The 13,570-nt window shown below is 42.8% G+C and carries 13 protein-coding genes; 10 read left to right on the plus strand and 3 right to left on the minus strand.

Features of this window, described 5'->3' with window-relative positions; genetic code table 11:
- Positions 1–8: 8 nt before the first annotated feature.
- The 3 genes from recF to dnaA form a co-directional block, all read right to left on the minus strand.
- On the minus strand, positions 9–1,097 hold the full coding sequence (recF, locus tag GTQ48_RS16120) for a DNA replication/repair protein RecF (RefSeq protein ID WP_163107590.1): 1,089 nt from the start codon (positions 1,095–1,097) through the stop codon (positions 9–11).
- Between the two features lie 114 nt (positions 1,098–1,211).
- Positions 1,212–2,312 carry a DNA polymerase III subunit beta gene (gene dnaN / locus GTQ48_RS16125; protein WP_163107591.1) on the minus strand — a complete coding sequence of 367 codons (1,101 nt, stop codon included), beginning with the start codon at positions 2,310–2,312 and terminating at the stop codon, positions 1,212–1,214.
- Positions 2,313–2,345: 33 nt separating this feature from the next.
- Entirely contained in the window at positions 2,346–4,073 is a 1,728-nt protein-coding gene (gene dnaA / locus GTQ48_RS16130) for a chromosomal replication initiator protein DnaA (RefSeq protein ID WP_163107592.1), read from the minus strand.
- A gap of 589 nt (positions 4,074–4,662) precedes the next feature.
- Here dnaA and rpmH point away from each other — a divergent pair.
- The 10 genes from rpmH to mnmG all read left to right on the plus strand — a co-directional run bounded on the left by rpmH (position 4,663) and on the right by mnmG (position 13,557).
- A complete protein-coding gene (gene rpmH / locus GTQ48_RS16135; RefSeq protein ID WP_014290886.1) occupies positions 4,663–4,797 on the plus strand; it encodes a 50S ribosomal protein L34 in 135 nt (44 codons plus the stop codon).
- A gap of 17 nt (positions 4,798–4,814) precedes the next feature.
- The gene (gene rnpA, locus GTQ48_RS16140) at positions 4,815–5,174 is read left to right on the plus strand and encodes a ribonuclease P protein component (protein WP_032095234.1); all 360 of its coding nucleotides are present in this window, start codon (positions 4,815–4,817) and stop codon (positions 5,172–5,174) included.
- Complete coding sequence (gene yidD, locus GTQ48_RS16145; protein ID WP_081926608.1) at positions 5,138–5,407, plus strand: membrane protein insertion efficiency factor YidD; 270 nt, start codon at positions 5,138–5,140, stop codon at positions 5,405–5,407. The genes rnpA and yidD overlap by 37 nt, the downstream gene beginning before the upstream one ends.
- Before the next feature lie 10 nt (positions 5,408–5,417).
- Entirely contained in the window at positions 5,418–7,076 is a 1,659-nt protein-coding gene (yidC, locus tag GTQ48_RS16150; RefSeq protein ID WP_163107593.1) for a membrane protein insertase YidC, read from the plus strand.
- Positions 7,077–7,140: 64 nt separating this feature from the next.
- Complete coding sequence (locus GTQ48_RS16155; protein WP_163107594.1) at positions 7,141–7,623, plus strand: YajQ family cyclic di-GMP-binding protein; 483 nt, start codon at positions 7,141–7,143, stop codon at positions 7,621–7,623.
- A gap of 2 nt (positions 7,624–7,625) precedes the next feature.
- On the plus strand, positions 7,626–9,014 hold the full coding sequence (gene mnmE, locus GTQ48_RS16160) for a tRNA uridine-5-carboxymethylaminomethyl(34) synthesis GTPase MnmE (protein WP_163107595.1): 1,389 nt from the start codon (positions 7,626–7,628) through the stop codon (positions 9,012–9,014).
- 3 nt (positions 9,015–9,017) lie between these two features.
- The gene (mioC, locus tag GTQ48_RS16165; protein ID WP_163107596.1) at positions 9,018–9,455 is read left to right on the plus strand and encodes an FMN-binding protein MioC; all 438 of its coding nucleotides are present in this window, start codon (positions 9,018–9,020) and stop codon (positions 9,453–9,455) included.
- Positions 9,452–10,120 carry a DnaT-like ssDNA-binding domain-containing protein gene (locus GTQ48_RS16170; RefSeq protein WP_163107597.1) on the plus strand — a complete coding sequence of 223 codons (669 nt, stop codon included), beginning with the start codon at positions 9,452–9,454 and terminating at the stop codon, positions 10,118–10,120. The genes mioC and GTQ48_RS16170 overlap by 4 nt, the downstream gene beginning before the upstream one ends.
- Before the next feature lie 6 nt (positions 10,121–10,126).
- Complete coding sequence (locus tag GTQ48_RS16175; protein WP_163107598.1) at positions 10,127–10,951, plus strand: ATP-binding protein; 825 nt, start codon at positions 10,127–10,129, stop codon at positions 10,949–10,951.
- 704 nt (positions 10,952–11,655) lie between these two features.
- Positions 11,656–13,557 carry a tRNA uridine-5-carboxymethylaminomethyl(34) synthesis enzyme MnmG gene (gene mnmG, locus GTQ48_RS16180; protein ID WP_163107599.1) on the plus strand — a complete coding sequence of 634 codons (1,902 nt, stop codon included), beginning with the start codon at positions 11,656–11,658 and terminating at the stop codon, positions 13,555–13,557.
- The last annotated feature ends 13 nt before the right edge of the window (positions 13,558–13,570 follow it).

Raw genomic sequence — 13,570 nt, forward strand, 5'->3', positions numbered from 1 at the left:
ACTAGCTTTTACTCCTCTTTCACGTTTCCATGTTCCACGTGAAACATTTTCTTTTCGTTGTATTTTTGTATAAATTCGAGTTGAGTGGACTCAATTGCAGTAACGAAAACCTGCGTGTCCATCCTTAATAACCCGTCAATAAATTGTTCTCTTTTATCGGCGTCTAGTTCTGCACCGACGTCATCTAACAGAAAAATACTTTTTCTATTTGTAGTGGTATTAAATAATTCTGTTTGTGACATTTGTAACGCCGCGACAGCCATTCTAAGCTGACCTCGGGATAACAGCTCTTGGGCATTAACACCATTCACTTTAAGCTTAACATCAGCTTTGTGCGGCCCAGAAGAAGTATGTCCTATTTTACCATCATACTCTTTCTTTTTAACTAGGCTTTCTGATAAAGACGCATCTTTTTCCCATCCTTTATAGTAACTCAGTTTTACCTCAAAGGTTGGTAAGAATTCTTTAGCGTATTTTTCAAATATTGGTGTCAATGACCGCAGGTACTTTTCTCTAATCTCAGTAAGTTTTTCGCCTAACAACGCGAATTGACTTTCCCAATACTGGTTTTCTGGAGCAGATAGATTAGCCTGCTGTTTTAGTAGTGCATTTCTATGCTTTAAGAACTTGGCGTATTGATTCGCTACCGACTGAAACTCATGTTTCACGTGAAACAATCCCCAGTCACAAAACCGACGTCTTTCAGAAGGAGAGCCTATAATGAGGTCAGTACTTTGCGGCGTGAATAATTGAATAGGTACCAAGCTCACTAAATCTGAAAGCTTTTTAGAATGTTCACCATCGATACTACAGGTAAATTGGTCTCCCCTTGTTCGCTGAAACCCTATCTTTTGCTTATCACCATTTTCGTTATGACACGATGCAAATACACTAAACTCATTCTTATCGTGTTGAATGACAGCGCTGTGTTTGTTGGTGCGAAAAGAACGGCCAAACCCAAGATAATAAAGCGCCTCTATAAGAGACGATTTACCGCTACCGTTAACACCTTGGATGATAGTTAAAGAAGGAGACGGGGAGAAACTAATAGACGTCAAATTACGGAAGTTCGCAATTTGGACCTGGTCCAATTTCATAATAGAACTCTAAAGGGAATAAAAGCGATACATTGATAACCAATGCACCGCTCTATCGATAGCAATTAAAATAATGCTGTAGGCCTTAAATTAATGTTGTTACTTTCTGCAATGCTACAAACGCATAGGCATGATGACATAAAGCGCAGCGTCATCGGCATTATCTTCAATTAACGCACTCGCATTTGAATCAGACAGGCTAACCTTAACCATATCTGAATTTAAAGAATTCAATACATCAATGAGGTACGCAACGTTGAAGCCAATTTCAAGGTCATCGCCTTCGTACTGCACGTCTACGTTTTCCTCAGCCTCTTCTTGCTCTGGGTTGTTGGCCGTAATTTTCAGCTCGCCAGTAGCAAGATTTAAGCGAACGCCTCTGAATTTTTCATTCGATAGAATTGCTGCGCGTGAAAAAGCTTCTTTTAACACCGCTTTGCTGGCAATAATTTCTTTGTCGCCATTTTGAGGAAGTACCCTACGATAATCAGGGAAACGCCCGTCTACTAATTTTGACGTAAAAATAAAGTCATTTGAAAATATACGAAGATGATTGGCACCAATCTGCACCTTTAACGATTTATCATCGTCAGAGATTAACCGAGAAATTTCTAATACGCCCTTTCTAGGAATAATGACTTGGCGTGCCGGTAATGCAGTTTCATAGTTAAGACGACAAAGCGCTAATCTATGGCCATCTGTCGCCACTGTGCGAATGACATTTTCCTCGGTCTCTAGCGACATTCCATTCAAATAATAGCGCACGTCTTGCTGCGCCATTGAAAAACTAGTCGAATCGATTAGACGTTTAAGGTCACTGCAAGACAGTTCGAACTCAACCTCACCTTCCCAGTCTTCCAAATTTGGATAGTCGCTGGCAGACAAAGTGGATAGAGTGTAACGACCGCGGCCAGCTCTAATGAGTGCTTTACTGCCATCGATGGAGAAGTGAATATCAGTACCTTCAGAAATGCCACGAATAATATCAAAAAGCTTTTTGGCAGGTACGGTAATTTCCCCTTCGGTAAATTCAGATTCAAGCTTAATGCTTGAAATAAGCTCAACCTCTAAATCTGTACCGGTTAACCACAATGCGCCTTCGCTAACTTTAATCAGTACGTTAGATAAAATAGGCAACGTGTGTCTACGCTCAACAGCACCAGACACGAGTTGGAGGGGTTGTAAAAACTGTTCGCGGCTTATAGTAAATTTCATCGCAGTGCTATCTCGCCTCTAAGGTCGTATTATTTAGGAAGACAATGTCCTAATGAGGTTTTTATAGTCTTCTTTTATATCATGACTTTCTTCTCTTAGCTGCTCTATTTTTCTACACGCATGGAGTACCGTAGTATGGTCCCTTCCACCAAAGGCATTACCGAGTTCTGGTAAGCTGTGGTTGGTCAACTCTTTGGCCAGCGCCATTGCAACTTGACGAGGACGGGCAACACTTCTACTTCTTCGCTTAGATAAAATATCAGCTACCTTTATCTTATAATAATCTGCCACGGTTTTCTGAATATTATCAACAGTTACAAGCTTTTCTTGTAAAGCGAGGAGATCACGCAATGCCTCTCTGACAAAATCAATAGTAATGGGTCGACCGGTAAAATTAGCATTGGCAATAACCCGATTTAATGCCCCTTCTAATTCCCTAACATTAGAACGCAATCGTTTCGCAATAAAGAATGCCACTTCATTAGGGAGGTGAATGCGATTCTCTGCAGCTTTACGCATTAAGATCGCAACCCGTGTTTCAAGTTCTGGCGGTTCGATCGCAATGGTCAAGCCCCATCCAAACCGAGATTTTAAGCGATCCTCAACGCCATCGATCTCTTTGGGATAACGATCCGATGTCAAAATGATCTGCTGATTTCCTTCCAACAACGCATTGAAGGTATGAAAGAACTCTTCTTGGGATCGCTCTTTATTGGCAAAAAATTGAATATCATCAATAAGCAGAGCATCAACAGAGCGGTAGAAACGCTTAAAATCTTCGATAGCGTTATTCTGCAATGCTTTCACCATGTCTTGCACGAATCGTTCGGAGTGCATGTAAACAATCTTTGCGTCACCATTATTTGCAACAATACCGTTACCTACTGCATGCAATAAGTGAGTTTTACCCAAGCCGGTGCCACCATATATAAACAGTGGGTTATATGAACCACCAGGATTATTCGCTACTTGCGTAGCGGCCGCACGAGCAAGTTGGTTTGATTTACCCTCAACAAAATTATCAAATTGATAGGTTGGGTTGATATTGCTCTTATGCTTCATTGCCTCGGGAATAGGTACTACCCTGGGCGATGGCTGAGTACGAGGCGCAGACGCTTGATTAGCTGCTCTATTTTGCTCATGGTAACTACGGCTGCTGTTTGCATTTATACTGCTGTTCCTATCCCCAGAACTGCTATCTCCAGAGCTTCTATCACCGAAGCTTTTATCACCAGAGTTATTATCGGCAAAATCATTGCCCCTAGAGAAACCACCAATATTCTGCGGGGAATGATGTTGGTTCGTATTACTGTGACTATAAGGGTTATGAGAAGTCGGACTCTGATTAGCTGACGATTGCTGCGGTTGCGACGCAGACTGAGAATGCTCTTGTTGTATAGAACCTGATTGATTAGAACCGGGCTGAGATTGCGCGCTGTGCTGATAAGCGTTCTGACGTGGTGCAGACTTAGACATACCTGATGAAGAAGCAGAATTCTGTTGCGACGAGTTGTTGACTCGTTGACGATTCATTACTTCAAGGTGCAATTGTGGTGCACTTTCACCTGCAAACTCACGAAGAAGACCCGTAATATTATCTAAATATTTATCTCTCACCCAATCTAAAACAAAGCGGTTCGGCGCAAAAAGAGCTACATATCCCTCTTGTTCTTCACAAACAAGCGGTCTAATCCACATACTGAATTGTTGCGTCGGTAGTTCTTGACGCAGGCGTTCAAGACATTGGTTCCATAAGGACATGGTACGTTGTTAGCTCCCGTTGCTCGCGAAAAACCAAATAGAGTAGTGTCGACATCGCGTAAGAGGAAGCCGTGAACGTTCTTAGAAGGTATGTTGAATAATCGCGAGAAAGTAAATTATCGTTCTAGTCTGTGGATTATCTTATTTTATCAACAAAAAGTAAATCCCGATCTCAGAAGATCGCCACGATCAAATTGATAACTCGTTGTAAATTAATATCTTTTCATTTAGATCAAAACGAACTTACTTTAGACTTTCTTACACCTAAAAATAAGATAAAAGCCCTTGATCTGATCCCCACATTCATGATTGTACACACCCTATTGTGGATAACCTATGCTAGAAAAGTGGGTTATTCACAGCCTTAATGAATTTAAATAACTCATTTCAATAAAAAATAGTAAAAATTGTTCAATTATTCTCCCCAAAAGCTACATTATGCATTGACACAAGCCCCCGAGATCTCTAGAATTCAGCGTCCTTTTTCGATGGGCTTTTCTGGTGATAACTCCACATTGTTTTAATAATGAAATAATGTGTTACCAAAAAACGCCTATGTTTGTAACTAAATATAAGTGAGACTTTGGTCATGAAAAGAACATTTCAACCGAGCAATCTTAAGCGCAAGCGTTCTCACGGTTTTCGTGCTCGTATGGCGACTAAAAATGGTCGTAAAGTACTAGCAGCTCGCCGTGCAAAAGGCCGCGCTCGTCTTTCAGCTTAATTAGAAAGACGCCAAAAGTGGGCGAAAATAATTTTTCAAGGGAGTTGCGTCTGTTGACTCCCTCCCACTTTACTTATGTGTTTGATAACGCAACCCCAGCTGTATCTCCCTCTTTTACTATTCTAGCTAGAAAAAACTCTCATAATAATTCGCGACTCGGTATTACCATAGCGAAAAAACGCGTCCGTAAAGCCCATGATAGAAATAGGCTCAAACGACTTGTACGTGAAAGTTTTAGACACAAACAACATCACTTACCAAATGTAGATATTATCGTTATAGGTAAGTCAGGTGCCGACAATCTTAGCAACCAAGAAGTTTTTGCAACTTTAGAAAAGCTATGGAAAAAATTAAACAAGCGTTGCGGAAACTCTTAATTGCAGTTCCCTTGGCATTGATAAAGTTTTATCAATGGTTTATTTCGCCTGTTTTAGGCCAACGATGTCGTTTCCATCCGTCCTGTTCTTGGTATGCTATAGACGCACTAAAAACACACGGATTAGTAAAAGGCGGTTGGTTATCGTTTAAACGCATATTAAAATGTCAGCCTTTGCATGCCGGGGGTTACGATCCGGTACCAGAAAAACAACAAGATAAACACTCAAAATAAAGAGACCTATATGGAATCGCAACGCAGTTTTCTGATAATTGGCCTAGCGCTAGTTACCTTTTTGCTATGGCAAGCTTGGCAAAAAGATTATGGGCCACAGCCTATAAATCCTGTTCAGCAAGAACAGACGCAACAAGCAAATCAAGGTGTACCTTCTTTTGACGAAGCACAAAGTGAAGATGTTCCTACTAGCGATAGTGTACCTGCTGCACAAGCCATAGCTCAAACGCAAAACACAAATCGCATTATCGAGGTAAAAACTGACACGCTAGATGTGCGTATCGATTTATTAGGCGGCGATGTTATCTCTGCAAATCTAATAAAATTTCCAGTGACTCAGGGTTCTGATGAGCCTTACAGTTTATTGCGTTCGGGCATGGGGTTGTACGTTGCGCAAAGTGGATTAATTGGTAAGCAAGGCCCAGATGCTAGCGCAACTGGCAGACCCGTTTATACCGCACAGCAATCCGCTTATCAGCTTAATGGCGATACCTTAGTGGTCCCATTAACATGGAAGAATAGTCAGGGTCTTTCAATTACTAAAACCTTTACGTTTACCCAAGGCCACTACGATGTGAACGTAAGTTATGATGTGCAAAACGCAACGAGCACCGCTGCAAACGTTCAGCCATATGCCCAGCTAAAGCAGGTTATGGACTTTGAAGACGACGGTAATATGTTTATGCCGACCTATCGCGGTGCGGCATTCTCTACAGAAGATGATAGATACGATAAGTATTCTTTTGATGAAATAGAAGACGAAAACCTTCGCAAAACCACTAAAGCTGGCTGGGTGGGAATGCTAGAGCACTACTTCGTGTCTGCATGGGTTCCTTCTCAAGAACAAACCAACACCCTTTATTCTCGCAATATTAATAATCAGTTTGCAGTTATTGGTGTGCTTTCACCTGCCGAGACCATCAACGCCGGTGAGACTAAAACAATTGCCTCAACGCTCTATATGGGTCCTAAAGACCAAGATAACCTTGCAAAAATAGCGCGAGGTCTAGACCTAACTGTTGATTACGGCATTCTATTTTGGATTTCTCAGCCGTTGTTTTCACTGCTTACCTTCTTACATAGCCTTGTGAATAACTGGGGTGTTGCAATCATCCTCATCACTATTGTGGTTAAAGGCGCTATGTATTGGCTAACCAAAAAGCAATACGAGTCAATGGCCCGTATGCGTAACTTAGCCCCTAAGATGCAGCAGCTTAAAGACCGCTTTGGCGACGATAGACAAAAAATGTCTCAAGCGATGATGGAGTTGTATCGCAAAGAAAAAGTAAACCCTATGGGTGGCTGTCTACCTTTGCTTTTACAAATGCCTATTTTCCTAGCCCTGTATTGGGTATTAATGGAAAGTGTTGAACTTCGCCACGCAGACTTTGTGCTATGGATAACCGATTTATCGACTAAAGACCCCTACTTTGTGTTGCCAGTATTAACTGGTGCAAGCATGTATTTACTACAAAAATTGCAACCCACTACCATTACCGACCCTATGCAGCAAAAAATAATGCAGTGGATGCCGGTGATGATGAGTGTGTTCTTCTTATGGTTCCCTGCAGGTCTGGTACTATACTGGTTGGTGAGTAATGTCATCACACTGGTTCAAGCCAAAATGATCTATGCTTCCATGGAGAAGCGGGGCATAAGCAATAAATAACATATTGTTTGTTTAATTATACAGCCCGCCTAAGCGGGCTGTTTTGTCTAACGAGGAATTTACTGTGCCATCATTCGATATTGTTTCAGAAATAAATATGGAAGAAGTGCGAAACGCGACGGAAAACGCAAGCAGAGAGCTTTCTACGCGTTTCGATTTTCGCGGAATTGAAGCTAGCTTTGATTACAAAGAGAAAACCGTTGTTATGAAAGCAGAGGCTGAATTTCAACTTCAGCAAATGGAAAGCATGTTTAGAACGGCTTGTTCAAAACGAAATGTGGATACGTCTTCCATAGACGTAAAACCTTTTGATGCCCATGGCAAAACCTATCGCCAAACCATTGCGTTTAAAGAGGGTATTGAGCAGCCTATGGCGAAGAAAATCGTTAAGCTGATTAAAGATGCCAAACTTAAGGTTCAAACTGCGATTCAGGGTGAAGAGCTGCGCGTGACGGGTAAAAAACGCGACGACCTTCAACAAGTAATGGCATTGGTTAAATCTTCTGACCTTGGTCAACCGTTTCAATTTAAGAATTTTCGCGATTAATTATGGATTCACTCACCTTCTCAACGGACACTATTACTGCTCAGGCAACGGCTCCAGGACGAGGCGGTGTGGGAATTATTCGCGTGTCAGGCCCAAAGGCGAAAGAAGTCGCACACGCGTTAGTGCCTTGTGAACTCACACCTAGACAAGCTGCCTATACTTCGTTTATTGATAGTAAAAAAACCGTCATAGACCAAGGCATCGCGCTTTTCTTTAAGGGCCCTAACTCATTTACTGGCGAAGATGTACTTGAGCTTCAAGGGCACGGCGGTCAAGTTGTTATGGACATGCTTATTAACGCTGTACTCGCTACAGGCTGTGCTCGATTAGCCAATCCTGGCGAGTTTAGCGAGCAAGCTTTTCTCAATGATAAGCTCGATTTAGCTCAGGCAGAGGCCATTGCTGACTTAATAGACGCAAGTTCACAACAGGCTGCTCGCAGTGCATTACGCTCCCTTCAAGGTGAGTTTTCAACACAAATCCAAACCTTATCCGACCAAATTATTCACCTTCGCATGTATGTTGAAGCGGCGATTGATTTTCCTGAAGAAGAAATAGACTTTCTTTCTGATGGCAAAGTGTCTGGGGACCTCTCAGCCATTGTTCAAAGCTTGGCTTCAGTGCGAGAGCAAGCAAAGCAAGGCTCTCTTTTACGCGAAGGTATGCAGGTGGTTATCGCCGGTAGACCCAATGCTGGTAAATCAAGCTTACTGAATGCACTGGCAGGTAGAGAAAGTGCCATAGTCACCGACATTGCCGGTACAACCCGAGATGTATTAAAAGAGCATATTCATATTGATGGTATGCCCGTTCACATTATCGATACGGCGGGTCTGCGAGAAAGCCCCGACAAAGTAGAGCAAATTGGTATTGAACGTGCCTGGCAAGCGATAAGCGATGCTGATCACGTTCTCTTTGTAGTAGATTCAACGGCCACATCTATCATCGACCCGTTCGAAATTTGGCCGGAGTTTATGCAGCGTTTACCCCTAGGTATTCCGGTTACTGTAGTAAGAAATAAAGCCGATTTAAGCACTTTAGATGTAGGCCAAAGTACCGTTGCCACCCAGCAAGGCGATATCTCTGTTATCAATTTGTCTGCTAAACAGGGAGATGGCGTTGATACGTTAAAGTCTCATTTAGCAACCACCATGGGGTTCGATACGACGACCGAAGGTCAATTTATTGCTCGCCGTAGACACATTGACGCACTCGACCAAGCAAATAATCACGTGACAACGGGAGAGCAACAGCTGCATGATGCAATGGCGGGTGAACTTTTAGCCGAAGAATTGCGGTTAGCCCATCAGGCACTTTGCGAAATCACGGGTGAATTTACCTCTGATGATCTTCTTGGAAAGATATTTTCTTCTTTTTGTATTGGTAAATAGTTAATGACTAAGCACTTTGAAATTATAGTTGGCACAATGTTAGGTGCTGCGGAATACGTTGCAGACGCCCTTGCAGAAACATTAAAGCAAAAGGGTTTTACTTACACTATTCACCTTGAGCCTAATCTTGACAATATATCTACATCGGCGCACTGGTTAGTGTGTACCTCCACCCACGGCGCTGGCGAACTACCCGACAATATACAGCCCTTTGCAGGGCAGTTAAAAACTACTGACCTGTCCTCAGTCAGTGCCTATATTGTGGGATTAGGCGATACAAGCTACGACACATTCTGTTATGGTGCTAAAACCATGGAATCACTCATCACGGAGTGTGGCGGTACCCTTAATACGCCAGCGCTTCATGTTGATGTGCTTGAGCATCCAATCCCAGAAGACATCGCCAGTGAATGGTTTGAAGGCGTACTAGACCCCGCATGAGTAAACCTCTTACCCAAGCTGAACTAACGGTTCTGCAGTCTCCCATTTCCAATGACTGTCGCGTGCTGTACATGCTGGGCCTGCGCACAAATGCCAACACCGCTACCACGTCTTCATCGGCTATTGATTATAAGTCATTGCTAGCACTACTTAACGGTGACAGCAAAGAGCCTCACTATTTACGAGGAAGACAAATCAATAGCCTGCTAAAACAGCTAGAACAAGTGGGCCTAGTTACCCTCCCCCTTGATATCGACTTAGAGCGCAGTATTAATGGCAAAACATTACTGCTGCCTTTACTGAGCGAACCTGTTTCAGATTTTGATGTGCTGCACAAACAGCACACCGCTATGACCCAAGACTGGAAACCAAACAGCGCCCTATTTAAAGAAATGGCGAACTTACTGGGCATTATTGACAAAACCTTTGACGATAATGATATCGGAGAATTCGTAGCGTACTGGTTAGGGCGACCTAGCTCTATATTTAGTGAGTTTCAGTGGACGCAAAAATTTGCTAACAATATTAAGCGTAAGAGACTGGCGTCTGGCTACTCTGCAACAAAAGTTGTGGGAAGTCAGCAAGTGAAAGTTGCAGCAGGCATAGAAGCGGATGATAATGCTAAGAAGTTAGTCGCCAAGTACGCCTCATCAAAAAAGAGTTAATTCAATATGGATCGCATTACAGATAAAATCGCAAATTTAGCCAAGGCGTTGAATAAGCCCGTCGATCCGGATAACGAATACATCGACTACAAAACGCTGCGTAAGCAATATGAAGCGCAGGCTAATGAAGAGATCTCGCAACTACAGCAGCGCAGCAAGAAAGCGCGTGTGGAGGCCATACACGGGCGCTCCGATCTCAATCCTAAGTGGACCTTCTCTAACCTCGTTGAAGATAGCGATGATGTAATAGAAGCGGTATCCATTGCTCAGTCATTTATCGCGGCACATGATGACCCTGCGTGGCGTCAAAGCGGCTCTCACATGATGATTTTCTACGGCGATTATGGGCGCGGTAAATCACATATTGCAGGTGCAATTGCGCATCAGCTTATCGACCAATACGAAATATCTGTGTTGTACAGGCAGCTTTCTACTATTTTGGAGATGCGAAATTTCTCTTTCGATTTTTCAGCCTCAGATAATGCAGGCCAACGATTTAGAGAGATACATCACGAACTTCTTAACGTTGACTTGCTGATCCTCGATGAAGTATGCGTTAACGAAAGCATCTTAAAAAAGAACGCACAAAGCTGGTTTGGTAATCTTTTACGTCAAAGACTGGTGAATAAGAAAAACTGTATTCTTATTACCAACCATAACCTTGCAGAACTAGAGAATGCGCTAGGGCGCTATTGCTTCGAGTCTATACGAGAATACGATACCTATAAGGTGCGTTTTCAGGGACCTAGCAGGCGCGATGAATTAACGGCTGATCATGAAGAAGAAAGCTCTTCAGCCACACCGAGGTACCAACCAAACCAGGTGCGTTAATCGTATTAGAGTAACGCCGTTACAATCAATATATTTCAAATTAAAGACAACAGAGGGTTCATCTCAGTTGTCTTTTTTTTGTTTTTACGCCTTAAAATTATAAAAAAGGATAAATATTTTTTGTGGACGCAATTATTTTTATAATAATGGGATCAAGCGATCGGATGATCCATAGGGAAATTGTGGAAAGATCTCCTCCACAGGAAGATCCCTTTGAACACCTTGTATTTGCTCGATCCTGCGATCCCAATGTCGAATTAGCAAACATTTTATCCCCAGCTGGATCACATCTTGATCAGGCCTGTGGATAGGATCCTACAACGCCCTGTGTATAAGCTCTGATCGTAAAAAGAATAACTTTTTTGAAATTAGCTTGTGTGGATAAGTAGGGTGTTTATACACAAGATCAATAGGGTGTTATATAGCTGTGTTTCCCAAAGTTATTGATCGCGTAAGACGATGATCTAAATGTGTTTTGATCGGTTACCCACAGATCTTGCCGATCTTAATAAAAGTAAATATAAAACATATCTAAAAGAGATCTTAAGATCATTAAAGCCGATCACACTTTTTCAAACCTCTAGTTTGAGGAAAATTTAATCATTTTCTTTAAGTAATAAGTCAGCTAAAATACGCGCCCTTTTTTCAGCAAAAGCTGAATAAAAGATTTTGGTTTATCGATAGTTTTCAGTGAGGTTTACACCATGTTTTATGCTCAAGCATTTGATGTCATCGTTGTAGGTGGTGGTCATGCAGGCACAGAAGCCGCTCTAGCCGCTGCACGCATGGGTGCAAATACACTTTTGCTTACTCACAATATCGAGACCATTGGCCAAATGTCGTGCAACCCTGCGATCGGTGGAATTGGTAAGGGTCACTTGGTTAAAGAGATCGACGCTTTAGGCGGAGCAATGGCACTGGCTACCGATCACGGTGGTATTCAATTTAGAACGTTGAACTCAAGCAAAGGCCCTGCCGTACGAGCAACACGCGCTCAGGCGGATCGGACGCTTTACAAAAATGCGATCCGCAGCATTGTCGAAAATCAACCTAACCTCACGTTATTTCAGCAAAGCGTAGACGACTTGGTTGTCGAAAACGATCGCGTATGCGGCGTTGTCACCCAAATGGGCTTAAAGTTTAAAGCGCAAACTGTTGTTCTAACGGTAGGTACGTTCCTAGGTGGTACTATCCACATTGGGTTAGAAAATTATCGCGGCGGTAGAGCAGGCGATCCGCCGTCTATCGCATTGGCTGACCGACTGCGAGCACTGCCATTTCGAGTAGATCGCTTAAAGACAGGTACACCCGCAAGACTTGATGCACGGTCCCTTGATTTTTCAGTTATGCAAGCTCAACCAGGCGACAACCCTACTCCGGTTGTTTCGTTTATGGGTAACCGTGATATGCATCCAACACAAATTCCGTGTTATATCACTCACACTAACGAAAAAACCCATGACATTATCCGCGGCGGATTAGACCGTTCTCCAATGTTCACTGGAAATATCGAGGGAATAGGGCCTCGCTACTGCCCTAGCATTGAAGATAAAATTACGCGATTTGCAGATAAAAACTCGCATCAGATTTTTGTTGAGCCTGAAGGACTGAACAGTATTGAAGTTTATCCAAACGGGATCTCAACCAGTTTACCTTTCGATATTCAAATGAACCTTGTTCGCTCTATCAAAGGTTTTGAAAATGCGCATATCGTTAGACCCGGTTACGCTATTGAATATGATTTCTTTGATCCACGGGATCTCAAACAAACCCTGGAAACCAAATTTATTGATGGACTATTTTTTGCCGGCCAAATCAATGGCACTACTGGCTACGAAGAAGCCGGTGCCCAAGGACTAGTGGCTGGTGCTAATGCTGCACTTCAAGTTCAGCAAAAGGACCCGCTTATCTTGCGTCGGGATCAGGCTTACATGGGTGTGCTTATCGATGATCTGGCTACGATGGGGACCAAAGAACCTTATCGCATGTTTACCAGCCGTGCTGAATACAGACTATTACTGCGAGAAGACAATGCAGATAGTCGTCTGACGGCCCGTGGAAGAGAAATTGGTTTAGTTGATGATGCGCGTTGGGCTAAGTTTAACGAAAAGATGGAAGCCGTTGAAACTGAGACTCAGCGTATGCGTAGTCAGTGGATACACAAAGATCACGTTGCAACACCTCAACTTAACACCATGTTAAAGACACCGGTGAGTCGTGAACATTCCTTAGAGGAAATAATTCGTCGCCCTGAGATGACCTATGCTCAGTTAATGGAAATTGAAAGCGTTGGACCTGGACTTACCGATCCGATAGCTGCTGAGCAGGTAGAAATCCAAATTAAATACGCAGGGTATATTGCGCGTCAGATGGATGAAATAGCCAAAGCACAGCGCCACGAGAATACTCTGCTTCCACGTGATATGGATTTCAGTAAAATTTCTGGTCTTAGCAATGAAGTTATTACTAAACTTACCGAGGCTCGACCTGAGACAATAGGTAAAGCGTCGCGAATTTCAGGTATCACACCAGCGGCGATATCGCTGCTTCTGGTTTACCTAAAAAAACATGGCATGCTAAGAAAACACGAAAAAATCAGCGCCTAACCGCGCTCATTAT

The organism is Alteromonas genovensis (genome assembly GCF_010500895.1).
Classification (GTDB): Bacteria; Pseudomonadota; Gammaproteobacteria; order Enterobacterales; family Alteromonadaceae; genus Alteromonas; species Alteromonas genovensis.

Excerpts from the sequence above, each read along its gene's own strand:
- recF (WP_163107590.1), bottom strand. The coding sequence starts at position 1,097 with ATGAAATTGGACCAGGTCCAAATTGCGAACTTCCGTAATTTGACGTCT.
- dnaN (WP_163107591.1), bottom strand. The coding sequence starts at position 2,312 with ATGAAATTTACTATAAGCCGCGAACAGTTTTTACAACCCCTCCAACTC.
- dnaA (WP_163107592.1), bottom strand. The coding sequence starts at position 4,073 with ATGTCCTTATGGAACCAATGTCTTGAACGCCTGCGTCAAGAACTACCG.
- rpmH (WP_014290886.1), top strand. The coding sequence starts at position 4,663 with ATGAAAAGAACATTTCAACCGAGCAATCTTAAGCGCAAGCGTTCTCAC.
- yidD (WP_081926608.1), top strand. The coding sequence starts at position 5,138 with ATGGAAAAAATTAAACAAGCGTTGCGGAAACTCTTAATTGCAGTTCCC.
- yidC (WP_163107593.1), top strand. The coding sequence starts at position 5,418 with ATGGAATCGCAACGCAGTTTTCTGATAATTGGCCTAGCGCTAGTTACC.
- mnmE (WP_163107595.1), top strand. The coding sequence starts at position 7,626 with ATGGATTCACTCACCTTCTCAACGGACACTATTACTGCTCAGGCAACG.
- mioC (WP_163107596.1), top strand. The coding sequence starts at position 9,018 with ATGACTAAGCACTTTGAAATTATAGTTGGCACAATGTTAGGTGCTGCG.
- GTQ48_RS16170 (WP_163107597.1), top strand. The coding sequence starts at position 9,452 with ATGAGTAAACCTCTTACCCAAGCTGAACTAACGGTTCTGCAGTCTCCC.
- GTQ48_RS16175 (WP_163107598.1), top strand. The coding sequence starts at position 10,127 with ATGGATCGCATTACAGATAAAATCGCAAATTTAGCCAAGGCGTTGAAT.
- mnmG (WP_163107599.1), top strand. The coding sequence starts at position 11,656 with ATGTTTTATGCTCAAGCATTTGATGTCATCGTTGTAGGTGGTGGTCAT.